The organism is Polaromonas sp. YR568 (genome assembly GCF_943369415.1).
Classification (GTDB): Bacteria; Pseudomonadota; Gammaproteobacteria; order Burkholderiales; family Burkholderiaceae_C; genus Polaromonas.
On the sequence record NZ_CALRNF020000019.1, the window covers coordinates 1 to 22,218 of the forward strand.

17 protein-coding genes are annotated in these 22,218 nt (G+C 66.3%); 6 read left to right on the forward strand and 11 right to left on the reverse strand.

Annotated features, from left to right (window positions below):
• Positions 1–150 precede the first annotated feature (150 nt).
• On the forward strand, positions 151–720 hold the full coding sequence (locus tag ACLV74_RS13260; protein ID WP_411879860.1) for a hypothetical protein: 570 nt from the start codon (positions 151–153) through the stop codon (positions 718–720).
• A gap of 466 nt (positions 721–1,186) precedes the next feature.
• Here the strand turns inward: ACLV74_RS13260 and ACLV74_RS13265 are convergent, their stop codons facing one another.
• Both ACLV74_RS13265 and ACLV74_RS13270 read right to left on the reverse strand, forming a co-directional pair.
• Positions 1,187–2,260 (reverse strand): ATP-binding protein, encoded by a 1,074-nt coding sequence (locus ACLV74_RS13265; RefSeq protein ID WP_411879861.1) that lies wholly within the window; start codon positions 2,258–2,260, stop codon positions 1,187–1,189.
• Positions 2,261–2,265: 5 nt separating this feature from the next.
• On the reverse strand, positions 2,266–2,961 hold the full coding sequence (locus ACLV74_RS13270; RefSeq protein ID WP_411879862.1) for a response regulator: 696 nt from the start codon (positions 2,959–2,961) through the stop codon (positions 2,266–2,268).
• A gap of 129 nt (positions 2,962–3,090) precedes the next feature.
• Here ACLV74_RS13270 and ACLV74_RS13275 point away from each other — a divergent pair, with 129 nt between their 5' ends.
• Genes ACLV74_RS13275 through ACLV74_RS13285 form a run of 3 tightly spaced genes read left to right on the forward strand, consistent with a single transcriptional unit; the run spans position 3,091 to position 8,779 of the window.
• Positions 3,091–4,548 (forward strand): efflux transporter outer membrane subunit, encoded by a 1,458-nt coding sequence (locus ACLV74_RS13275; RefSeq protein WP_411879863.1) that lies wholly within the window; start codon positions 3,091–3,093, stop codon positions 4,546–4,548.
• Complete coding sequence (locus ACLV74_RS13280; protein WP_411879864.1) at positions 4,545–5,687, forward strand: efflux RND transporter periplasmic adaptor subunit; 1,143 nt, start codon at positions 4,545–4,547, stop codon at positions 5,685–5,687. Before ACLV74_RS13275 ends, ACLV74_RS13280 begins: the two co-directional genes overlap by 4 nt.
• Complete coding sequence (locus ACLV74_RS13285; RefSeq protein WP_411879865.1) at positions 5,684–8,779, forward strand: efflux RND transporter permease subunit; 3,096 nt, start codon at positions 5,684–5,686, stop codon at positions 8,777–8,779. Before ACLV74_RS13280 ends, ACLV74_RS13285 begins: the two co-directional genes overlap by 4 nt.
• A gap of 74 nt (positions 8,780–8,853) precedes the next feature.
• On the opposite strand, the gene ACLV74_RS13290 is transcribed toward ACLV74_RS13285, so the two are convergent.
• Positions 8,854–9,330, reverse strand: coding sequence for a low molecular weight protein-tyrosine-phosphatase (locus tag ACLV74_RS13290; protein ID WP_411879866.1), 477 nt, complete (start codon positions 9,328–9,330; stop codon positions 8,854–8,856).
• A 185-nt stretch (positions 9,331–9,515) separates the two neighbouring features.
• Between ACLV74_RS13290 and ACLV74_RS13295 the strand changes: the two genes are divergently transcribed.
• Positions 9,516–9,785 (forward strand): hypothetical protein, encoded by a 270-nt coding sequence (locus ACLV74_RS13295; RefSeq protein ID WP_411879867.1) that lies wholly within the window; start codon positions 9,516–9,518, stop codon positions 9,783–9,785.
• A 27-nt stretch (positions 9,786–9,812) separates the two neighbouring features.
• Here the strand turns inward: ACLV74_RS13295 and ACLV74_RS13300 are convergent, their stop codons facing one another.
• The 5 genes from ACLV74_RS13300 to ACLV74_RS13320 all read right to left on the reverse strand — a co-directional run bounded on the left by ACLV74_RS13300 (position 9,813) and on the right by ACLV74_RS13320 (position 13,877).
• Positions 9,813–10,313: a hypothetical protein gene (locus ACLV74_RS13300; protein WP_411879868.1), complete on the reverse strand. Its 501-nt coding sequence runs from the start codon at positions 10,311–10,313 to the stop codon at positions 9,813–9,815.
• A gap of 146 nt (positions 10,314–10,459) precedes the next feature.
• Positions 10,460–11,152 (reverse strand): Crp/Fnr family transcriptional regulator, encoded by a 693-nt coding sequence (locus tag ACLV74_RS13305; RefSeq protein WP_411879869.1) that lies wholly within the window; start codon positions 11,150–11,152, stop codon positions 10,460–10,462.
• Between the two features lie 147 nt (positions 11,153–11,299).
• Entirely contained in the window at positions 11,300–12,016 is a 717-nt protein-coding gene (locus ACLV74_RS13310) for a Crp/Fnr family transcriptional regulator (RefSeq protein WP_411879949.1), read from the reverse strand.
• Positions 12,017–12,175: 159 nt separating this feature from the next.
• Complete coding sequence (locus tag ACLV74_RS13315) at positions 12,176–12,457, reverse strand: hypothetical protein (protein ID WP_411879870.1); 282 nt, start codon at positions 12,455–12,457, stop codon at positions 12,176–12,178.
• Between the two features lie 28 nt (positions 12,458–12,485).
• Positions 12,486–13,877 carry a TIGR03862 family flavoprotein gene (locus ACLV74_RS13320; protein ID WP_411879871.1) on the reverse strand — a complete coding sequence of 464 codons (1,392 nt, stop codon included), beginning with the start codon at positions 13,875–13,877 and terminating at the stop codon, positions 12,486–12,488.
• Between the two features lie 437 nt (positions 13,878–14,314).
• Between ACLV74_RS13320 and ACLV74_RS13325 the strand changes: the two genes are divergently transcribed.
• Entirely contained in the window at positions 14,315–15,457 is a 1,143-nt protein-coding gene (locus tag ACLV74_RS13325; RefSeq protein WP_411879872.1) for an ABC transporter substrate-binding protein, read from the forward strand.
• Positions 15,458–15,501: 44 nt separating this feature from the next.
• Here ACLV74_RS13325 and ACLV74_RS13330 read toward each other — a convergent pair whose 3' ends face one another.
• From ACLV74_RS13330 to ACLV74_RS13340, 3 genes are all read right to left on the reverse strand, one after another.
• The gene (locus ACLV74_RS13330) at positions 15,502–16,140 is read right to left on the reverse strand and encodes a hypothetical protein (protein WP_411879873.1); all 639 of its coding nucleotides are present in this window, start codon (positions 16,138–16,140) and stop codon (positions 15,502–15,504) included.
• Positions 16,141–16,219: 79 nt separating this feature from the next.
• On the reverse strand, positions 16,220–19,519 hold the full coding sequence (locus tag ACLV74_RS13335) for a UvrD-helicase domain-containing protein (protein ID WP_411879874.1): 3,300 nt from the start codon (positions 19,517–19,519) through the stop codon (positions 16,220–16,222).
• The gene (locus ACLV74_RS13340; RefSeq protein ID WP_411879875.1) at positions 19,516–22,110 is read right to left on the reverse strand and encodes a PD-(D/E)XK nuclease family protein; all 2,595 of its coding nucleotides are present in this window, start codon (positions 22,108–22,110) and stop codon (positions 19,516–19,518) included. The genes ACLV74_RS13335 and ACLV74_RS13340 overlap by 4 nt, the downstream gene beginning before the upstream one ends.
• Positions 22,111–22,218: the final 108 nt, after the last annotated feature.

Genomic DNA, 22,218 nt, shown 5'->3' on the forward strand with positions numbered 1-22,218 from the left:
ACAGCGGCGCACTTTGAGGCAGATCCACACACTCAGCCCAAAAAGGAGAAAACCAAGAACTTATCCACATCGTGAGCACCTTCTGCTCACAAAGAGTGTGGGTCAATATTCGATGGAAAACTCGGGTCAGACTTCAGCGGAATTCAACACTTGCAATATACCGGCGCATGCCAATGCGGTGCGGGCACCTTTAGCATTGACGAATGCACCCCTGACCACTCCTGGCCTACATCTAGGCCGCTCTGGTATGAGCCGCACATTAATTGCACAGCATGCGCCAATCAATTCGAAATTGAGCAGCGCAGCGGAGACTTCGTCTTAGTGGAAAAAACACGCCTAGAGGAGCAGGAACAGAAGCGGCATGCGGCGCGCACCGCCCTTGAAGCTGCAGAGGGACATGCCTCAGTGATCGAAGTCAAGAAAATTGCGGCCGGATTACTGGATAACGCCGGTTCCGTTTCCGCCGCTCACCGCTTAGCCACTCAACACAACCTAGATGACTCCACCATCGGAACATTCCGCAGACATTGGCGCGGCGGTGAGGTTTTCATGCGCGGGCTGAGGCTAAGCGCTCTTAAGTCTGCCTTTACTTGGGTTGGCGTTGACTCCAAAGATTTTGACCAGCTCATAGAAGAGTATCGACGCCTGGACGAAGACGCAACGCGCCCACCTCAAGCTTTTGCGGCACCGTTTCATCGCCTGAAGCGCAATCGATTTTGACTGGCTACAACATCGACCGGACACACGGGCTTCTATCGGAGTGATGGACTTCAAGCAAAAATAGCCCTTCGGCTTCGTACCCATTGCGACGCGGTGAAGCTAACTCCTTTAGGAAAGCGCGGTCCGACAAGCGACCAACTACGGCAGTATGATATTAGTTCCGCGTGGCACTCCACTGTGTCACTTGAGGAACCGGAAGGGTCTGCAAACCCGCATGGATATTGGGTTTGAGAGTTTGGACCGTGAGGTCAAGGCTCGTCACCTTATTCATCTCAAATCCGCGATTCTTGCGGGTTTTAAGCCAGTAGCGGCTTCCCGCTGCGGTTTTGCACCACTTGAACGTGTCACTTCATTGACTTATGTATGAAGCTGGAAAGACATGGCTCAAGCCGAAGGATTGAACCTGCGGGGCTGCCAGGCCAAACCGCAGCCCGCTCACGGCTTCAGGTCCAGAGTTCTTCAAGCGTCATCTCGACCATTCTTCGTTCGTATTCGGGGCCTCCGCCTCAGCAGGCAAGCAGAGTGTCATGATCATGCCCCCGTTGTCGCGCAGCCCTGCTTCGATGCGGCCGCCGTGCAGCTTCATGGCGCGTCGCGCGATGGCCAGACCCAGGCCCACCCCGCGCACCGACTCGCCCCCTTCGACCCGGGTAAAGGGCTCGAAGATTTTCTCCAGCATGGACGGCGGCACTCCCTGGCCGCGATCCAGGACCGTCACCACCAGTTGCTTGCCACCGGCGCTGACCGCCGCGTGAATTTCGACGAGCGTGCCCGGCGCCGTGTATTTGACGGCGTTGCGAATGACGTTTTCAAAAGCCCGGTAGAGTAGTTCGCCGTTGACCTGCGCGACGAACCGGCCGGGCGCATCGATATGGACCTGGCGCGACAGCGGCCGCGCCTCGAAGTCGGCATCTTCGGCGATGGCATGCAACAGCTCGATCACATCGACTCTTTCACACACCAGGCCGGCGGGCGCTTCCAGGCGGTGCAGCGTGAGGAGCTCCTCTATCAGGACGTCGAGCCGCTCGCTCTCGCGCTGGATACGTTCGACCATCGCGCCTGTCTGTGAGGGGTCCTGCCGCATCAGGCCGATGGCGGCCTGCAGCCGGGAGAGCGGGGAGCGCAGTTCGTGGGAAATATCGTGCAACAGCACCTTGCGCGATTCGGTCACCTGCTGCAACTGCGCAGCCATGCTGTCGAACTCTCCGGCCAGGTCGGCGATCTCGTCACGCCGCCCACCCATCAGCGGCTGCACGCGCGTGTCGAAACGGCCTTCAGCGGCGCGGCGCAAAGCCCAGCGCAGATGGCGCAACGGCCGGGACAGATACCACGCCAGCGCCGGGCCGATGATGAGGATGGCGACAATGGCCGATATCAGCGGCACGAACGGCACAAAACCGAATGTGCCGACGTCGTCCGAAGGCGGAGCTTGCCCGGTGAGCGTGATGTAGGCGATGGTGCCGGCGAACGAGAGCACCATGCTCAGCCACAGCGCCAGCAGCAGCTTCCAGAAGAGCCGGCCGATGCGGCGCGTGCCCATACCCGTCAGTCCTCCAGCAGCTGGTAGCCAAGACCGCGAACACTCTGGATCCAGGATTCGCCGTCTGCCCGTGTCCCCAACTTCTGGCGGATGCTGCTGATGTGCACATCAATGCGCCTGTCGAATCGGGCCAGCGGGCGGCTGAACGCCTGCAGCGAAATATCCTGCTTGCTCACGAGCTGGCCGACGTGGCGCGCAAGGACTTCGAGCAGGCTAAATTCCGTTCCCGTCAATTCCAGAGGCATGCCTCGCCACGTCGCCTGGCGATTGCCCGGTGACAAAACCAGCTCGCCCGCCTGCAATACACGCTGCCCGGAATTGGGGGCGGCGGCCTCGCGCGCTTGCGTGCGCCTGAGGATGGCGCGGATGCGCGCGACCAGTTCGCCGGGGGTGCAGGGTTTCGGGACGTAGTCGTCGGCGCCCATGTCCAGGCCAACGATGCGATCGACGTTGTCGCCGCGCGCCGTGAGCATCAGCACCGGTACTTTGCTCAAGGCGCGAATGCGGCGCAGTGCCTCCATGCCCGACAGCCGGGGCATCATGACGTCGAGCACGACGATGGCGTAGCGACCGGAAGTGGCCTCGCAGACGCCGGCCTGGCCATCGTGTACGGCGCGCACATCAAAGCCCTCGCGGACGAGATACTGGGACAGCATCGCCGTGAGTTCGAGGTCATCGTCAACGAGCAGGACCGGAATCATTGCGACGCCAGTATCGCTTGAAAGCTCCGGTGTCGAGCGGCAAAGGCGGGAGTTTTACCCAGCTTAACTTTCGCTGACGTTGGCGAACACTCGCGATGCCTACCATGACTGCTGACCTCCAGGAGCAGCATGCAAACCCATCGAACCACCGGCCCGCAAGCCTTTTCCATTCTCGCGATCACTCTCTCCGTGGGTCTTGCGGTTGCGCTTGGCGGTTGTGCGGCGGTCGGACCGGACTATGCGCAGCCCGCACCCGCGACGGCGGCATCCTGGCAGGGGCCCCTGCCCCATGGCGGCAGCGTGGCCGCGCTCGGCGACTGGTGGAGCCAGTTCCATGATCCGGTGCTGACGCTGCTCCAGGCTTCCGCGGAATCCGGCAGCCCCACGCTCGCCAAGGCATGGGCCAACATCGAGAAAGCGCGCGCCACGCTGTCCAGCGCCGGCGCGTCAGGCCTGCCGGGCCTGAACGCGCAAGCATCGGCGACGCGCGGCACACAGCAAACCGGCGAAGTCGCAAACGCCCGCAGCGCGAGCCTGGATGCCTCGTGGGAGCTGGATCTGTTTGGCAAGGTGCGGCGCGGCACCGAATCCGCGCGCGCCCGTGTGCAGGCGCGCGAGAATGACTGGCACGACGCGCGCGTTTCCCTCGCGGCGGAAGTGGCGGACAACTATGTGCAGTACCGCGCCTGCGGCCTGCTCGCCGGCGCCTATGAGCAGGAACTGGCTTCCATGGGCGAAACGGCCAAAGCCACGGAATCGCTGGTGCGCGCCGGCTTGAGCGCCGGCACGGAAGGTTCACTGGCGCGCGCCAGCCTGGCCAGCACCACCTCTGCCGGGCTGTCGCAACGAGCGCAATGCGAGCTGCTGGTGAAGTCATTGGTGAACCTTACCGGAATCGACGAATCCGAACTGCGTCACCAACTGGCTCAGGGCGGCACGGGCCTGCCGCAGCCGGCGGGCCTGGACGTGCAAAGCGTGCCGGCACAGGCCTTGCGCCAGCGGCCCGACCTTGCGTCGCGCGAGCGCGAATTGGCCGCCGCAAGCGCGGACATCGGCGTGGCGCAGGCCGACCTTTACCCAAGCCTGTCGCTTTCGGGATCCCTCAAGGTCTCCGCAACCGGCCTCGCCTCGTCACTGACCAACTGGTCTTTCGGTCCCACGCTGTCCGTTCCGCTGTTTGACGGCGGACGCACGCGCGCCGCCGTCCACAGCGCGCGGGCCGGCTACGAAGCGGCTTATGCCGACTGGCGCCAAAGCGTGCGGACGGTCGTGAAGGAAGTGGAGCAGTCGCTGGTCCGCCTGGACAGCGCCGCGAAGCGCACGGAGCAGTCGGAACGCGCGGCGCAGGAATACCGGCGCTACCTGGTGGGAGCCGACGCGCAATGGCGCGCGGGCACCATCAGCCTGCTGACACTGGAAGATTCAAGGCGCCAGGCGCTGGCGGCCCAGATCGAATCGATTGGCTTGCAGCGTGACCGCGTCGCGTACTGGATCGCCCTGTACAAGGCGCTGGGAGGGGACTGGCAGCCGGCGACCCCGGCAAATCCTCCCGCCATTGCCGTTTACGAAGAAAAGACCCAGCCATGAAGCACAAACTCAACATCCATCGAAAACAGGTGATCGCGATAACGATCACGGTCGCCGTCCTGCTCGCGCTGCTCGCATGGAAAGTCTTGAAACCGGACGATTCGGGCACGGCGACGGAGCCGGGCGTGAGCGCACTGACCGTGAACGTCGTCACCGCCGAAACCCAGAGCTGGCCGCAGCAGTTGCAGGCCAGCGGCGCCTTGACCGCCTGGCAGGAGATCATCGTCAGCCCCGAAACCGGGGGCCTGCGCATCGCGAAGTTGCTTGTTGACGTGGGCGATTCGGTCCGGCGCGGGCAAGTGCTGGCGGAGCTTGCCGACGATACCCTGCGGGCGGAGTTGCGCAAGCAGGAAGCCTTGCAGGCACAGGCCGGCGCCAGCCTAGCCCAGGCCAGCACGAACAGGCAAAGAGCGCAATCGGTGGATGTGGCCGGCGCCCTCGCGCCGCAAAAGATGGACGAATACGTGGCCAATGAGGCGACTGCCTCGGCGTCGTTCGCTTCGGCAAAGGCCGACGTCGAAAGCGCGCGCCTGAAACTCGCGCACACGCGGATCGTGGCGGCCGACGACGGCGTCGTCTCCTCCAAGTCGGCGATTTTGGGCAATGTCGTCAATACCGGCGCCGAACTGTTCCGCCTGGTACGCCAGGGGCGTGTGGAATGGCGCGCCGAACTGGACTCCCGCCAGCTTGCCGGCGTGCGCGCGGGCCAGACCGCCCGCCTCGTTCTGCCCGGCGGCACCAACGTGGAGGGCAAAGTGCGCCTGATATCGCCAACGCTGAGCACGGCCACGGGCCGCGGAATCGTGTATGTCAGCCTGCCGTCCGGCCAAGGCGTGCAGCCGGGACTCTTCGCCAGCGGCACGATAGAGCTTGACGCAATGCCGGCGCTCACGCTGCCGCAATCCGCCGTCGTGTTGCGTGACGGCCGCAGTTATGTCTACGCGGTCGATTCCGTCAACAAGGCAGCCAGCCGGCTGGTCACCACCGCGCGGCGGCAAGGCGACAGGGTAGAGATACTGTCCGGGCTCGACGGCACTGCCCGCGTGGTGGCCAGCGGCGGCGCCTTTCTTTCTGAGGGCGCGCCGGTCACCGTGACTTCAGCGCCCACGGCGGCAGTACAGAAAGCGGGTGCCAAGTGAACATCTCCTCCTGGTCCATCCGCAACCCGGTTCCCGCGGTCCTTCTTTTTTTCCTTCTCACGGTGCTGGGCGTGCTGGGTTTCCAGCGCCTGGAAATCCAGGATTTTCCGGACATGGATCTGCCGACGATCCAGATCAGTGCCTCGCTCGAAGGCGCGGCACCGGCCCAGCTGGAAACCGAAGTCGCCCGGAAAATCGAGGACAAGCTCGCTTCGCTCACACGCCTGGATCACATCACCACCACCATCACCGAAGGCGCGGTGAGTGTCAGCGTGAGTTTCCAGCTTGACAAGGACAGCGAGGAAGCCTTGAGTGAAGTGCGCAACGCGGTCGACAGCGCCCGCGCGGAACTTCCGGCAGGCATGAACTCCCCCACCGTCTCCAAGCTGGCGTCCGCGGGATCGGCCATCCTCACCTTCACGATCGAGTCGGGCCGTATGGACGAGCAGGATCTCACCTGGTTCGTCGATAACGATGTATCGAAGGCGCTGCTGGCCGTCAAGGGCGTCGCTTCGGTGGCGCGCGTAGGCGGCGTCGATCGCGAGGTGCACGTGGACCTCGATCCCTCGTTGATGGCCGGCCTCGGGGTCACACCCGCGGCTGTCTCCTCGCAGCTCAAGGCCGTGCAGAAGGAAAGCTCGGGCGGCCAGGGGCAGATCGGATCCCAGCGGCAGTCGACCCGCACCATCGCAACGGTCGGGTCGGCCGCGGAAGTCTCGGCCATCAGCATCCCCTTGGCCGACGGGCGTTACGTCCGGCTGGATCAGATCGCCCGCATTACCGATACCTACGCGGAGCGCAGTACGCGCGCCTTCCGCGACGGCAAGCCTGTCGTCGGTTTCCAGGTCACGCGCTCCAAGGGCTACTCCGATGTGGGCGTCGCCCGCGAGGTCCGCGCCGCGGTGGACGCTTTCGCAAAGGCTCACCCGGAAGTGAAGACCGCCGAGGCGAGCAACACGGTGACGCCCATCCAGGAGAATTACGAAGGCTCCATGCTGCTGCTGGTCGAGGGCGCGCTGCTGGCCATCCTGGTGGTCTGGTGGTTCCTGCGCGACTGGCGGGCCACCCTGGTTTCGGCGACCGCGCTGCCGCTGTCCATCATCCCCACCTTCGGCGCCATGGCCCTCGCCGGCTACTCGCTCAACACCGTGACGCTGCTGTCGCTTTCCCTGGTCGTGGGCATCCTGGTCGATGACGCCATCGTGGAGGTTGAGAACATCGAGCGGCATCTGCGGATGGGAAAGACGCCCTACCAGGCGGCCATGGAGGCGGCCGACGAAATCGGCCTGGCGGTGATCGCCACGACGTTTACCCTGGTCGCGGTGTTTCTTCCGACCGCTTTCATGGGCGGCATTCCGGGCCTGATTTTTCGCCAGTTCGGGATCACCGCCTCGGTCGCGGTGCTGGCCTCTCTGCTGGTGGCGCGTCTGCTCACGCCCATGATGGCCGCCTACCTGCTCAAGCCTCACCCGCCCGGCGACCACAGCGGCAGCGCGGACGGGCCGCTGATGACCCGTTACCTGCGGTGGGTTCGCACCACCTTGGCGCGGCGCAAGGGCACCGTGCTGGCCACCGCGGTGTTCTTCGTGCTGTCGCTCGCACTGATACCCTTGCTGCCCACGGGTTTCCTGCCGGCGCAGGACAAGGCCCAGTCCAGTGTGAGTTTGAAGCTGCCCCCGGGCGGTACGCTGGAGGAAACAGCGGAGACCGCCCGCCGCGCGGCCGTGCTGCTGCGCAGCCTGCCCGAAGTAAGCGGGGTATTCGTGTCCGCCGGAACCGCGGCGAGCGGCGGCGGCATGGGCGGCGCCGGCGCGTCAGCCGATGTCGTCAGCGCGACGCTCACGGTGGACCTCGTGCCGCGCGGCGAACGCACGCTCAAGCAGTCGGGCGTTGAGGCCAAAATGCGCCAGACCCTGCGGGCCTTGCCCGGCGTGCGGGTTTCGGTGGGAGGCGGCGGCAGCGGTGAGTCGCTGGACATTACGCTGGCCGGCGATGACGCGGAGGCGCTGGCCGCCGCAGCCGCGCAGGCGGAGGCCCAGCTGCGCACGCTCAAGGGTATCGGCAACGTGACCTCGAGCGCCGCCATGCAGCGGCCCGAGATTCAAATCCGGCCGGACGCCGGTCGCGCGGCGGCGCTGGGTGTGACCACGGAATCGCTTGCCGAGGCGGTGCGGTTTGCCACCTACGGCGACTATTCGACGGCCCTGCCCAAGCTCAATTTGCCGGAACGCCAGATCCCGATCCGTGTGCGGATGGATCCGGTGGTGCGGACCGATCTCGGCGCGGTGGGCCAATTGCGCGTTCAGGGCAGCGGCGGCACGGTAAGCCTGGCCTCCGTCGCCGAGATGGCCATGGGCAGCGGCCCTTCCCAGATTGCCCGCCTGGACCGCTCACGCAACCTGACGCTCAGCGTTGAACTCGGCGGGCGCGCACTGGGTGAAGTCCAGCGGGAGGCGATGGAACTGCCGGCGCTGAAGAACCTGCCCAAGGGAGTCAAACGCGTGGAACAAGGCGAATTGCAGCGTATGTCCGAGCTCTTCCAGAGTTTCGGCGTCGCAATGGCCATCGGCATTTTCTGTATCTACGCCGTGTTGGTGCTGCTGTTCCATGACTTCATGCAGCCCGCCACCATCCTGTCGGCTCTGCCGCTGGCCATGGGTGGTGCGCTGATCGCATTATGGGTATCGCACCAGGCGTTCTCGATGCCGGCGGTGATCGGCGTCCTGATGCTCATGGGTGTCGTGACCAAAAATTCGATTTTGCTGGTGGAGTACGCCATCATGGCGCGGCGCGAGCGCGGCGTGAGCCGGCTGGATGCGCTGATCGACGCCTGCCACAAGCGGGCCCGGCCCATCGTCATGACCACGGTGGCCATGGGCGCGGGCATGCTGCCGAACGCCCTGGGCCTGGGCGCGGAGCCAAGCTTTCGCCAGCCCATGGCCATCGTCGTGATTGGCGGCCTGCTCACGTCCACCGTGCTGAGCCTGTTGGTGGTACCGGTGGTGTTCACCTACGTTGACGACCTGCTGCAATGGGTGCGGCGCCGTTTTGTTCGACCGGAACAGGAAATGGCGGCGGTGGACGCACCGTAAGCCTGCCTGGAAAGCTGGACATCCTCCACTGCATGGGCGAATGGGAAACAGGGGCCTGAGGGATACCTCGCACGCTACAGCCGCCGCTCAACGTGCCGAAGCAGCCCCTCGCAGGCATCCTCCACCAGGTCCAGCACATGCTCAAAGCCATCCTTGCCGCCATAGTAAGGATCCGGCACCACAGGGCTGTCATGCGTCAAACAGAACTCCGTGAGCCTGCGCACTTTGTGAAGATGCTCGGCGGGACATTCCTCCTGGATCAGGGCTAGGTTGTCCCAGTCCATGGCCAGGATCAGGTCATGGCGCGCGAAATCCGCCTCTGAAATCTGCCGGGCCCTGAGGCCCGAGAGGTCATAGCCGCGCCTGGATGCATGCGCCTGTGAGCGCTCGTCGGGCGGGTTGCCGGGATGGTAGTTGTGCGTGCCCGCCGAATCGACCTGGACCTTGCCGGCGAGGTCGCGGTCAATGACCTTCTGCTGGAACACGCCGTGCGCGGTGGGACTGCGGCAGATGTTGCCCATACAGACGAAGAGGATGGAATAAGGTTTCATTGGATGAAGCTTGGACGGACCTGCCCTGTGAAGGTGGAGACGGCTTACGGCCTTTGAGCTGCCGGAACCATTCTAGGTTTGCCCCGCCACCCAGCCAGCAAAGCCGCCGCCATCCGAAAGAGCCATAGCCACAAGCGCCCCATCCGTATACAGTCAGCTGAACGGAGACAACCAACAAAATGCTGATGACCTGCATAGGGGGCCCGCTTCATGGGCTGCAAGTGGGACTTGCCGACGATGCCCTGGTGTATGAGGTACAGGGTAGCAAACCGCGCGCGCGTTATTTGCGGCAGGTGCTGTCGCAGCAATACGCGCCGCAGGCCGGGCACGCCGATTCGGTGGCTTTTTTTGCGCTGAGCTCGCTGGATGGAATGGCGGTGACGGATTTGATCATCGCGCACCTGGAGGCCTTTCGGCCGTCCATGCCTTTGCCGGTCGCCTCAAAGCCGGCCTGACCCAGGCCCAACCCGGAAAAGAAAAAATCAGTTGAAGACGGCTTGCCGGGTGACCTGCACACCGGGTGCCAGCGCGGCAGAAGGGTCGCGCCGCCCGCGTTCATGGGTCAGCGCCAGGTGCAACTGGTTCAAGGCGCTTACGCACTCAAGCACGATGGACTGAACCAGCTCGGCGGCCTCGCCGGCCTGTGAGGGGGGTACCGACGCCGCGAGTTTTTCGCCGACGCTGAGCATGAGCCTGATCTTGACGGCGCGAAACAGCACATCCCAGTCGGCGACCGCGATGTCCAGTGGATGGTCGGGCACCAGCGGTTCGAGTTGCCGTTCCAGGATGGGCCCGAGATGAACGTCGTCAGTGCCCTCGCCGCTTCCCTTGGCCCAGTCGCGCAGGATGTCGAGCGCGGCGGCGCTGGTGGCGGGGATCTCGCAGTTGGACTCTTTCATGAGCTGCGAGGAACTCAGCATGGTCAGCGCGGAGCGCGCCAGCAGCTTGAGGTTGGGAGCCGGTGAGGAAGCTAGTCGGATCATGGTGAGCCTCGCTGAAAGTCGGGGAGCGCATGGCATGTCGCCATGCCTCCTTTTTAGGCCGCCCCGGAGGCTTTCGTCGGTTCGCTACCGCACACTGCCGGCGGTAAATATCACCATGGCGCCCGCACCTTGCCGGCATGTTCCCGTCAGTGCAGCAACTGGGCGTAGGTTTTGCGGTCCGTCGCGTAGCAGCTGCAGGTGGCCGCTTCCAGGCCGGGGCGGTCCAGCACGGTCACGTCGCCCCGGTGGTATTCGATGAGGCCGCTGCGCTGCAGGGCCTTGGCGGCGGCGGTGATGCCGACGCGGCGCATGCCCAGCATGTAGGCCAGGAATTCGTGGGTGACGTGGAAGTGGTCGGAATGGGCCCTGTCCTGGCTCATCAGCAGCCAGCGGGCCAGGCGCTCGGTGGTCTGGTGAAAGCGCAGGCAGGCGGCCGAGGCGGCCTGCTGCGCCATGAGCACGTAGAGGTAGCGGTCCAGGCCGCGCTGCAGCGGCAGGCTGCGCGCCAGCTCGCGCCGGAAGGCCGGCGTGCCTATGCGCCAGGAGCCGCCGGCGCCCTGCACCACCGCATGCAGCGGCGCGGTGACGACGCCCAGCGCGAGCTGCGCGCCCAGCATGCCTTCGCGGCCGACCATGCCGACTTCGACGCCGGGGCTGCCTTCGACCAGGGCCACGAGGGAAATAAAGCTGTCGACGGGAAAATAAACGTGGCGCGTGGGGCTGCCGGGCTCGCACAGCACCTGGGCCAGCGTGAGTTGCACGGGCTCGCAGAGGGCGAGCAGGCGCAGGCGCTCCTTGCGAGGGAGAAGCTCAATGAGGTGGTTTTCGACAGAGGCCAAAGCGGCTCTCCTATGTAGCGGACTCCCGGATGTGCCGGGTCATGGACAAGGCCGCGCTACTGTCGTCAGTTCAATTCGGTGGCTCAGTATGCACGAGATGCCGCCGGCGCCACCATGCGCCGGCGAACACAGGCCGCAAACGGCCGCCTAGACCGCGAGCTTTTCGGGCAGCAGCCGGTCGTATTCCTTCTTGACCACGGCATAACATTCGCAGGTGCGCTGCTCCAGGCCGGGCCTGTCCAGCACGGTGATGCGGCCGCGCGAATAGCGGATGAAACCAAGGTTTTGCAGCTTGAGCGCGCCTTCGGTGACGCCCTCGCGGCGCACGCCCAGCATGTTGGCGATGAGTTCCTGCGTCATGACCAGTTCATTGCCCTGCAGCCTGTCCAGGCTCAGCAGCAGCCAGCGGCACAGCTGCTGGTCCAGCGAATGGTGGCGGTTGCACACGGCGGTCTGCGCCATCTGCGTGATCAGGGCTTGCGTATAGCGCAGCAGCAGGTGCAGCACCGGCGCGCGCTTGAACTCTTCCTTGATGACTTCGGCCTTGAGCCGGAAGCCCTGGCCGGCGCTTTGCACGACGGCGCGGCTGGTGGTGGATTCGCCGCCCATGAAGAGGGAGATGCCGACCACGCCTTCATGGCCGACCACCGCGATTTCGGCGGAGGCGCCGTTTTCCATCACGTAGAGCAGTGAGACGATGGCCGTGGCGGGGAAGTACACATGGTCCAGCGTGCTGCCGGATTCATAAAGCACCTGGCCCAGCGGCATGTCAACCCACTCCAGTTGCGGCGCCCAGCGCTGCCACTCTGCCTCCGGCAAGGCGGCCAGCAGTTGATTCTTTTTGGGGTCGGGGGAAAGGCTGATTTGCGGACTCCGGGCGGATCTGGCTTCGAGTCGGCCTCTGGCAGAGGTCTCGCACCGTCTTCGGAGTATAGGCAGTAAAGGCTCTGCGGTATGTGCGCTAGCGCACAAACGGAGGAAAGCCGGTTTCCAGGGTGGTGAGGCTTTTTGGCCTACCCAGGATTACCCGGCGGCTTCTTCAATCGCTTCTGTGGTCTGCAGGGCGTGCTGGGCGATCTGCGCCGAAGCCAGCGCCAGCGAGGCCAGCGCATACGTGCCGCTGATGATGCCCTTGTAGGCCACTTCGGCCGCGATGGCGTCCTGGCCCAGGCCTTCGGTGGCGGCGACGATGCAGGCTTCGACGCTGTCCAGGCCGGCGTCGGCATACAGGTCTTCACCTTCGTAGCTCACGCGGTACTCGAACTCTTCCTGCATCATCGGTTCGATGTGGAAACGAACAATCATGGGGTCCTCTCTTTTTTCAGGTGTTTGACTACAGGCCGAAGTGCGCGATGACGCCCTGCCCGGCCGCGCGGCCGCTGGCAAAGCAGGCGGTCAGCAGGTAGCCGCCCGTGGGCGCCTCCCAGTCCAGCATCTCGCCGGCGCAGAACACGGGCTGGCCGGGGCCGCTGAGGTTTTGCAATTGCAGTTGCGGGTTCATGGCCTCGAACATCACGCCGCCCGCGGTGCTGATGGCTTCGTCGATGGGCCGGGTCGCCGTCACTCGCACCGGCAGCGCCTTGATGCCGGCGGCCAGGCGCACCGGGTCGGCGATGGCGTCCTTGCCCAGCAGTTCATAAAGCATGGCGGCCTTGATGCCGTCCAGGCTCAAACGGCTTTTCAGGTGGCTGGACAGCGAGCGCGAGCCGCGCGGGTGCCGCACCTCGACCAGCACCTGCTCGGCCGATTTGTCAGGCAGCAAATCAAGCATGAAGGTGGCACCGCCATGGGCGGCGATCTCGTCGCGCAGCAGGCTGGACGCGGCATATATCAAACTGCCTTCCACGCCGGTGGCGGTGGCGATGAACTCGCCCTTGCGGCTGAAGCCGCGGCCGCGCGAATCAGTGAAATGGATGGCGACGGACTTGAATGGCTGGCCGGCAAAGCGGCTGGCGAAATGTTCGGTCCAGCCCGTGTGCGGCTGCGGGCTTTTGCCTATGAGTTCCTGCAGGAATTCACGGCGGGTTTCGCCGGGTTCGGCCGCGGCTTCCTGCAATTGCGCGGGACTGTCGGGCCGCGCGGCAACGTCAAAGCCGCAGTTGGCCGGCAGCAGAGGCGCCACCGCCACGCCGCGCGCGGCCAGCAGCGGCACCCAGGCGCCGTCGGAGCCGAGCCGCGCCCAGCTGCCGCCGCCCAGGGCCAACACCACGGCATCGGCCTCTACCCGCAATTCACCGGTGGGCGTTGAGAAGTTGAGCGCGCCGTCGTCGGCCCAGCCCAGCCAGCGATGCCGCATGGAAAACTTCACGCCGGCCTGGCGCAGGCGCTGCAGCCAGGCGCGCAGCAGGGGCGCGGCTTTCATGTCTTTGGGAAACACCCGGCCCGAGCTGCCGATAAAGGTTTCCACGCCCAGGGCTTCGGCCCAGGCGCGCAGGTCGGCCGGGCCGAAGGCGGCCAGCAAGGGCTGCAGCTGCGCGGCGCGCTCGCCGTAACGGCCCAGGAAAATCTGCGGCGGCTCGGAATGCGTGAGGTTGAGCCCGCCAATGCCGGCCAGCAAAAACTTGCGTCCCACCGAGGGCATGGCGTCGTAGACCTCCACCTTCACGGCCGTGCCGGCGCCGGCCAGGGCTTCGGCGGCCATCAGGCCGGCGGGCCCGCCGCCTATGACGGCCACACGCAGTGCGGCGGCGGGGGTTGGTTCGGGAGGTGATGCGCTAGGGGTCAAGGGGTTTCCGCGCGAAGCGGTCACAGGTTAGGCGGGAAAACAAAAGGCTGGAAGCCGGAAAACCGGAAGAGCGAAAACGCTCGCAAGAGGCGAACGGCGAGCGTCAAGGGCAGACGCTGTTCCAGGGAACGGGAGGGACCAATTATTACAGGGCCGAGGCAGGCCCGTGGTTCCGGCCGGCGCAGCGCGGGGAAATCAGGGTGCTATTGCCTCGCAACAACAGATGGCGGCCACAGATGCCGGCTGTTAATACCAACAACCTACTGAAATAGCGGAACTTGGCACCAGCGACAAAAATTGTTGTGCGAACTTCATTTTTTCAACCAAAGCCCTGCACACGCCATGCTAGCATTTGTAAGCGTACATACCATTGGCATGCTTACCATTCGTGCACTTATCATCGCACCCGCATTGCGCACTACCTACCGGAGACCCGTTTGAACCAGCCGACCGCCCTTACCTCCGCCCGCCGGCGCTTTCTTCAGCAATGCGGAACGGCCGCAGCGGTATTCGCGGCGCCGTCGTGGGCCCAGTCCCGCACCCTGCGCCTGGGCACCACGGTGGACCAGACCGGCCTTGAAAAAGGCATAGGCGGCGACCTGGTCAAAGGCGCCACGGCCTACTTCAACGCCCTGAACAAGGCCGGCGGCATCAACGGCGCGAAGGTTGAACTGGTGACCGCGGACGACCAGTTCAAGCCCGACCTCGCCAAGGCCAACGCACAGGCCTTCCAGGCCGACAGCTCCATCCTCGGCATCCTGAGCCCCCTGGGCACGCGCCCTTGCGCGGCCATCGTCGAGAGCATCCGCGACTTCGCGGTGGTCGGCCCAGTGGCCGGCGCCGCCGCCGTGCGCAAGAACAGCCCACCCAATGTGTTCTGGGTGCGCGCCACCTTTGACGCCGAAATCGAAAAACTGATCCACACCGCCGTGACGCTGGGCACCACGCGCATCGGCATCGTGCACCCCAAGGACCCGCTGGGCCTGTCCATCCTGGCGTCCTTCCAGAAGGTCATGGCCGAGGTGAAGCTGGAGCCGGTGATCATCACCACCACGCCCACCAACACCAGCACCGACGTGGAACCCGCGGCCAAGGCGATCGCCAAGGCGCAGCCGCAAGTGGTCATCATGGTGCTGTCGGGCGTGGCGCCGCTGTTCGTGAAAGCCCTGCGCGATGCGGGCGGCACCAGCACGGTTTACGGCCTGTCCAACGCGGCCAGCGCCGTCAACATCACCGCCATGGGCGAGCGGGCGCGCGGCGTGGGCTTTGCCATCATCGTGCCCTCGCCGGCCTCGGCCAAGAACACGCTGGTGCGCAGCTACCAGTCCGACATGCAGGCCAGCGGCTGGAAGGATTTCACGCTGTTCGGCCTCGAGGCTTATGTCAACGCCAAGGTCATGGCCGAAGGCCTGCGCCGCGGCGGCGCCAAGGTGACGCGGGAGGCGCTGATCAACGGCCTGGACAGCATCACCAACTTCGACCTGGGCGGCATGCGCGTCAACTACGGCAACGGCAACCGCGTGGGCAGCACCTTTGTCGACGTCGGCGTGGTGGGCTTTGACGGCCGCCTCCTGACTTGATCTTGCAGCACCGGCCTTGCGCCGGTGCATGCTCACAACATCCCTTACATAGGCGGCGCAAACCCGTTGCGCCCGACGATCACGCGCAACGCGGTGGGCTTGCCGTCGCGCTCCTGCGCGGTGACCATCACTTTGGCGCCTGGCACCAGCAGCACGTTCTCATCGGCCTTGGCGGGCTTGAAAGACACCACCGGCGCATTGGGCGGCACGATGACGGTTTTTTCGCCGTCCTTGTAGCGCAGCGTGAGCTTTTGCCCGCCGGGCACCGACGAGGGCGCCATCGCGAGATCCGCCACGGTCGCGTTGGTCATGGTGCTGTCGGGCAGCAGGTCCCAGGGGCGGTGGCCTTCGCCGGTGCCGCGCGCCGACTCGGGAAACACCACCACTTCAAGCGCCAGCTGGCTGCCGTCGGCCTGCGGCATGGCGGCCGTGCCGATGTAGCTGCCGGGCTTGATGTCGGCCAGCGCCAGCGGAAAGACTTCCGCGACGTCCATCGTGACGGGCCGCACCAGCGTGATGACTTCGCCGCTGCGCTCCCTCACCGTAAGGCTGGTGGCATCGACTTTTTCAATCGTTGCGCGCAAGCGCAGCGTGGGGTTGGCGGGCACCTGCGCCATCGCCAGGGGAACGGCGGCCAGCAAGGCCAGTGAGACCGTCAGGGACTTGAATTTGAAGTTAAACATCAGGGTGCCTTTCAGCCGGCATGTCATTGGAAGGTGATCGGAAAGTGATCGGGATGTGCGCCGGACAGGCCCGGTGAGATCAGTCAACCACGACGACAGTTCCCTGCCCCGTGAGAAAAGCCGCCTTGACCGGCGCGCCGGGGTAAATGCGCTGCACCGCCGCGCGGTAAGCCTGCAGTTGCGCGACCAGCGCGGGCTGCAGCTGCGGGGCGACGGCCGACTTGTAGTCGAGCACCCACCAGTGGCCCTCGTGGCCGGCGTCCTTGCGCTGCACCAGGCGGTCCAGCCGCAGCGCCTGGCCGGCATAGACCAGGTCAACCTCATTGCCCTGCCAGGCCACGGCCTCGCTTCGCCAGGCCCAGGCACCCTCACCCGCCAGGATGCGGCCGGCCAGCGCGGCCGACTGCGCGGCCTGTGCCGGGCTCAGGCGAAACTCGCGCGCGGCAGCCGCCACCTGCTCGGGCGAGAGCGCACCGCCCCATTCGAGCAAACGGTGCATGGCCTTGCCTTCGCGCGCCTTCAGGGAGTCTTCATCAAGCCTGTCCACGGCGGGCGGTTCGGGCATCAGGCTTTCAGGCAGTTCCGGCAATTCGGCGAGGTAGAACACGCCGGCATCGGCCGCGTCAGGCCGCAGGCCGGCGGTTTCATCGGCCACGGGCGCGGGCAGTTCGCCCAGCAGGCCCTGCAGGCGCTGCCACCAGCTTTCGGTGGTCGCGCGGTAGGGTTCTATGGAAGAGATGACAAGCGTGTGGCGCGCTCGCGTGAGCGCCACGTACAGCGCATTGAGTTCTTCGCGCTTGCGGGCGGCCTGCTCGGCGGCCAGGGTGTCGGCGGCGCAGGCCGGCGGCCGGCTTTCGCTGACGAGGAAGACAAACTTGCGCGGCTCGGTCGCCTCGCCGGGCCAGTCGACCAGCACGCCCATGCTGTCGGCGTTGCGCTCGACGGTGTCGGTGTCCAGCAGGAGCACGGCGTCGGCCTCCAGGCCCTTGGCGCCGTGGATCGTCAGGAGGCGCACCGCCTCGCTGCTGACGGTGGCCGGCGCCTGCGTGCCGCCGGCCTTGAGGGCGCGCACAAAACCATAAGGCGTGGCATAGCGGCCGCCGTCCAGCTCCAGCGACACGCCGAGCAGCGCGCGCAAATTGGCCAGCACCGCGCCGCGCTGCGCGGCCGGCGCCGCGGCGCCAAAGCGGGCCAGCACGTCGCCGTCGTCGTAAATGCCTTGCAATGCATCGTGCGGCGGCAGGCTGTCGAGCCAGCTTTTCCAGCGCGCGAGGATTTCACCCAGGCCCTGCAACTCGGGCGTCAGCAGTTCTTCTTTTTGCAGCAGCTCGTACCAGGGCGCGCCGTGCTCGCGCTGCAGCAGGGCCAGCTGCACCAGGTTGTCATCGGAAAGGCTGAAGAGCGGCGAACGCAGCGCGCGCGCCAAAGACAAATCATGTTGGGGCGAGACCAGCACGTCGAGCAGCGCCACCATGTCCAGCACTTCGCAGCAGTCGATGAGTTCGGTTTTTTCGCCGACCTGCGCGGGAATGTGCAGCGCGCGCAACTCGTCCTGCAGCGGCAACAGGCCGGCGCGTTTGCGCGACAGCACCATCACGTCCTGGGGCCGCAGCCCGCCGGCGATCTGCTCCGAGATCCAGGCGGCGGCCTGGCGCGCTTCGCGTGTGCGCAGGGTTTCTTCGGGCAGTTCGCGCGGCACGGTGAGGCTGTCGCGCCAGCCGGCGGCCAGCGGCGAAGCTTCTTCTTCGTCCTTGTTGCGCGGAACCGGCGGCAGGCGGCCCACGGCGCCGGCCAGGCCCGAGGCCGTGGTGTGTTCACGAAAGCCGTCATAACCATCGGCCTCGCGCGCCGTGGCCATGGCGGCGTTGACGGTGTCTATCACCGCCTCGGCATTGCGGCGCGTGTGGTCGCAGCTCAGCAGATCGCCGCCCAGGCCGTGCACCACAAAAGCCTGCGCGGCGCGGAAGACCTGCGGCTCGGCGCGGCGGAAGCGGTAAATGCTTTGTTTCGGGTCGCCCACCAGGAACACACTGGGCGCCGTGCCCGCGCCCGAGTAGCCGATGAGCCAGGCATACAGCGCCTGCCACTGCAGCGGGTTGGTGTCCTGGAACTCGTCGATCATCAGGTGGCGTATGCGCGCATCCAGCCGCTCCTGCACCCAGCCCGAGAGAACGGGGTCGGCCAGCATCAGCAGCGCGGCGCGCTCGACGTCGTTCATGTCGACCCAGCCGCGTTCGCGTTTGAGGGCAGTGAACTGCGCGATCAACACGCGGGTCAGGCGTGCCAGGCGTTGCTGGTACTGCCAGGCGTCGTGCTGCTGGCGCGCCGCCGCCACGCGCAGCACCAGGTCCTGGGCAATGCGCACCTGCTCGATGCCGATGATTTTTTCGCCGAACTTGCGCGTTGTGCCTTTTTCGGTCAGCAGAGCCGCCATGGCGGCCGGGATGTCGCCCGCGGTCAGCGCCTGTTCCAGCTCGACGCCCTTGGCCGAAAAAGTCGGCGCGCTGGCGCGGCCCAGCGCGATGGCGGCATCGCGAAGGGTTTGCCGGTGAAAGCGGTTGGTGCTGAGCAGCTCTTCCGGCTCGTCAAGCCCGCCGAATTCGGTGAACTGCGCCGCAAAGGGCTGGACCGAGGCGGCGATCACGCCCTTCTCGTCGGCCAGCGTGAATTCGGTGCGTTTGTCGAGCGCTGCCTGCAGGGCCTTGTCGGTCTGGAAGCGGCCGTACGCGAGCACCACGGCCTCGAAGTCGGCCTTGAGCGCGGCATCGGCCGCGACAGCCGCATAAAAGCGCCGCCAGACCAGCGCGCGCGCGGGCGCGTCGTCTTCCAGCAGTTCGTAGTTGACGGGCAGCTCCAGCCGCTGCAGCACCGCCACAGGCGCGCTGCGCAGCAAGGCCGCGAACCAGCTGTGGAAGGTGCGTATCTGCACCGAGCGGCCGCTGGCGAGGATGGAGCGGTAGAGGTTGGACAGTTGCTCCCGCACCTGCGCCGCGGCGTTCAGGCCTTTGGCGCTGATGTCGACTTGCACGCCGCGCATTTCAAGCTCGCGCTGCAGCGTCGCATCGTCGGCATGGGCAAAGGCCTTGAGCCAGTCGTCCAGGCGCTCGCGCATTTCGCCGGCGGCTTTTTTGGTGAAGGTGATGGCCAGGATTTCATGCGGCAAGACCTGCTGCCCCGGCGCGGCCGTGGCGCCGTCCAGCAGGGCGCGCACGATGCGCGACACCAGCATCCAGGTCTTGCCGGCGCCGGCGCAGGCCTCGACCGCGACGCTGCGGCGCGGGTCGCAGGCAATCGCATAAAACGCCTCGGCCGAGACCGGCTCGCCGTTGCATTCGTAGGCGGCCGCGTGGGCGATCAAGGTGTGGGCTGGTGGGGTCATGCGCCTTCCTTCCCGGCCGTGGCGTTCTCGTCCAAACTCCAGAAGTCTTTGCGACATAAACCGCGCGCCGCGCAGTAATCGCAGGCCTTGCCCTCGCCCAGCGCCGGCAGCGTCGCGCCGCGCGCGATGCGCGCCATGTCGGTCAGGATGCTATCGATCAGTTCATCGCGCAGGCCCACGATCTCGGCCTGCTCATAGGTTTTGGTGGGCTCTTTTTCGCCGAGGTTGACGTAGGCCGCGGCCAGCGTGTCGTCGCTCATCAGCGCGGCGTAGAAGGCGAGCTGGGTGTCTTCCTGGCCGTTCTTGATGCGCTCGGCCGTGGTGGCGCGCGGCTCGGTCTTGTAATCCACCAGCAGCGCGTGGCCGTCGGGCTGGCGGTCTATGCGGTCCAGCTTGCCGAGCAGCGTGAGTTCACCCAGCGGCATTTCACGCCAGACCTCGGCTTCGTCAAAGGTGGCGCCGGTGGCCTCGTGCCCCGCCAGCCATTCGAGGTAGCCTTCGCGCACGCCGGGCCAGGCCGCGGCAAAGGGCAGGAATTCGCTTTCGGTGAGTGCCAGTTCCTGTGCCGCGCGGTCCGCCGCCGCGTTCATCATGATGACGCGGGTGCTCAGGTCATCGGTGGGTTGCGCCTTCAGCGCCTCATGGAAATGCCGCAGCAGGCCGTGCAGCCAGTTGCCGAAGTCGCGCTTGCCGAGTTCACTTTCGAGTTCTTCGGGCTCCTGCAGCTTGAGCTGGCGCAGCGCAAAGAAACGGTAGGGACAGCGGCGCAGGTCTTCATAGGCGCTGGCCGAGAGCTTGGTAACAGGCAAGGCCTCGCCGGTCGGGAAGGGGTGCGGCGTGGGCGCGATGTCCACGGCGCGCAGGCTGCGCGGATCGGCGGCAAGCGGCGCTTCGGTTTGCATTTCGTCCCGCGCCAGCAGCAGTTCCTGCACAAAGCCGCTGGGGATCAGGTGCTCGCCCGACTCGCTGGTGCGCCAGAGCACGTCCACCTGCGCCGCCTGCAAGGCGTAATGCCAGGCCTGGCGGGCCGCGGCGGCCAGGGTTTCGCGCGAGGGCAGGCCCAGCAGTTCGCGCTGGGTCGGGGTCCACGGGCCGACGGGTTCGGGCGACACCGGCAGGCGGATCTCGTCGCAGCCGGGCAGCACCACGGCGCGCATGGGCCGGCCCAGCAGTTGCGGCAGCGGCAGGATCACGACCTGCTCGGCCGGCGGATGCAGTGGCGCAAACTTGCCGCCTTCCAGCGCCTGGTTGGCCCACTGGCTGAAGTCGTTGAGCCGGATCACCGGCGAGGCTTCGAATTCAGCCTCGGCGCCCTCGTGCAGGCGCAGCACTTCGAGCACGGTCTGGCCGGCCTCGTCCTGCGCCAGCGCATCCCACTGCCCGGCCGCCTGCAGCGCGGCGCGCAGGTCGCGCAGCCACACCGCGAGCGGACGGGCGCGGGCCAGGGGTGCGCGCAGCGCGTTGGCCTGCAAGGCCAGCGGCTGCGTCGCCATGAAGGCCGGCGGCACGATGTCTTCGGCGGCAAAGGCCGGCAGGTCGCGCCAGGCGCGCACGCCGACGCGGCGCAATTCGGTTTCGGCCGCCGTCACCAGCATGCCCTCAAAAGCCGGCGCGTTCTTGAGCCAGTCGAGCACCGCGTCGGTGGACGCATCCCAGGGCAAGGCGCGCAGCAGGCTCATGAGGCCGGCGGCGGCGCGTGTGGTGGACAGCTTCCAGCCGGTTTCGTCGCGCATGGCGATCCCACGCTCGGCCAGCATGGCGCCGACGCGGCGCGTGAGCTGGCGGTCTTGTGCAATCAGGGCGACCGGGCTGCGCCCCTGCGCCAGATGGGCCAGCACGCAGGCGGCGGCGCGGCCGGCTTCGTCTTCGGCATCCTGCGCGGCATGCAGTGCCGGCGGCAGGCCGGCCTCAAAGCCCACGCACAGCGGGATGGAAAGGGACTGGTCACCGAAATGCGCCTTGAGCGCCTCGGTCAGCGGATCGGCCTGGAAGCCTTCGAGCACGGCAAACAGCAGGGGTTGGGCCTGGAACAGCCGGTCCGTCGGATACGCCGAAGCCGAGGCCCAGGCCAGTGCGATGCGGCCCACCGCGGCCTCAAGCGCCAGTACCGGTGAATCCAGGCCCGCGCCCAGTGTCTGCGCCAGGCGTTCGCTCCAGGCGCGGCGCCTGGCCGGCATCACGGCGGCGGCCACGCCGGCCAGGCTCCAGGCGGCCTCGACGAGCCGGCCGGCCAGCGCATCCTGCTGGTTGCCCAGCCCGGCGCGGCCCAGCAGCGAAGCGGCCGTGAGCATGTCGACCGCCACATCCATGCGCAGATCGTCGCCCGAGGGCGTGAACAGGCCCAGCGTGCCGCCCAGGCCGCCGGCCCAGTTCATGGTGGTTTCAAAGCGCGGGACAAAAAAGGTCTCACCCGCCTGCGCGGCCCAGGCCTGGCGCGCCTGCTGGATCAGCTGGGCATAGGGCAGCAGCACGACGCATTCGGCCGGGTGCACGCCGCGCGCTTCAATGGCCTCGGCCAGCCCGGCCATGGCCTGCCGCCAGCACAGCGCATCAGGCGGGACAGCGGTGTCGGCAGTGTGGGCTGGTGGCATGAATAAAGTTTGGCGGCGGGCTACAAGGGGATGATCAGGGCAGGCCGCATGCGGATTGAACGGATGGCTATCAGGGTGATAGCCCCCGCACACCCGACCCGGCTACTT

Excerpts from the sequence above, each read along its gene's own strand:
- ACLV74_RS13335 (WP_411879874.1), bottom strand. The coding sequence starts at position 19,519 with ATGACCCCACCAGCCCACACCTTGATCGCCCACGCGGCCGCCTACGAA.
- ACLV74_RS13295 (WP_411879867.1), top strand. The coding sequence starts at position 9,516 with ATGACCTGCATAGGGGGCCCGCTTCATGGGCTGCAAGTGGGACTTGCC.
- ACLV74_RS13340 (WP_411879875.1), bottom strand. The coding sequence starts at position 22,110 with ATGCCACCAGCCCACACTGCCGACACCGCTGTCCCGCCTGATGCGCTG.
- ACLV74_RS13265 (WP_411879861.1), bottom strand. The coding sequence starts at position 2,260 with ATGGGCACGCGCCGCATCGGCCGGCTCTTCTGGAAGCTGCTGCTGGCG.
- ACLV74_RS13315 (WP_411879870.1), bottom strand. The coding sequence starts at position 12,457 with ATGATTGTTCGTTTCCACATCGAACCGATGATGCAGGAAGAGTTCGAG.
- ACLV74_RS13290 (WP_411879866.1), bottom strand. The coding sequence starts at position 9,330 with ATGAAACCTTATTCCATCCTCTTCGTCTGTATGGGCAACATCTGCCGC.
- ACLV74_RS13300 (WP_411879868.1), bottom strand. The coding sequence starts at position 10,313 with ATGATCCGACTAGCTTCCTCACCGGCTCCCAACCTCAAGCTGCTGGCG.
- ACLV74_RS13275 (WP_411879863.1), top strand. The coding sequence starts at position 3,091 with ATGCAAACCCATCGAACCACCGGCCCGCAAGCCTTTTCCATTCTCGCG.
- ACLV74_RS13270 (WP_411879862.1), bottom strand. The coding sequence starts at position 2,961 with ATGATTCCGGTCCTGCTCGTTGACGATGACCTCGAACTCACGGCGATG.
- ACLV74_RS13280 (WP_411879864.1), top strand. The coding sequence starts at position 4,545 with ATGAAGCACAAACTCAACATCCATCGAAAACAGGTGATCGCGATAACG.
- ACLV74_RS13330 (WP_411879873.1), bottom strand. The coding sequence starts at position 16,140 with ATGTTTAACTTCAAATTCAAGTCCCTGACGGTCTCACTGGCCTTGCTG.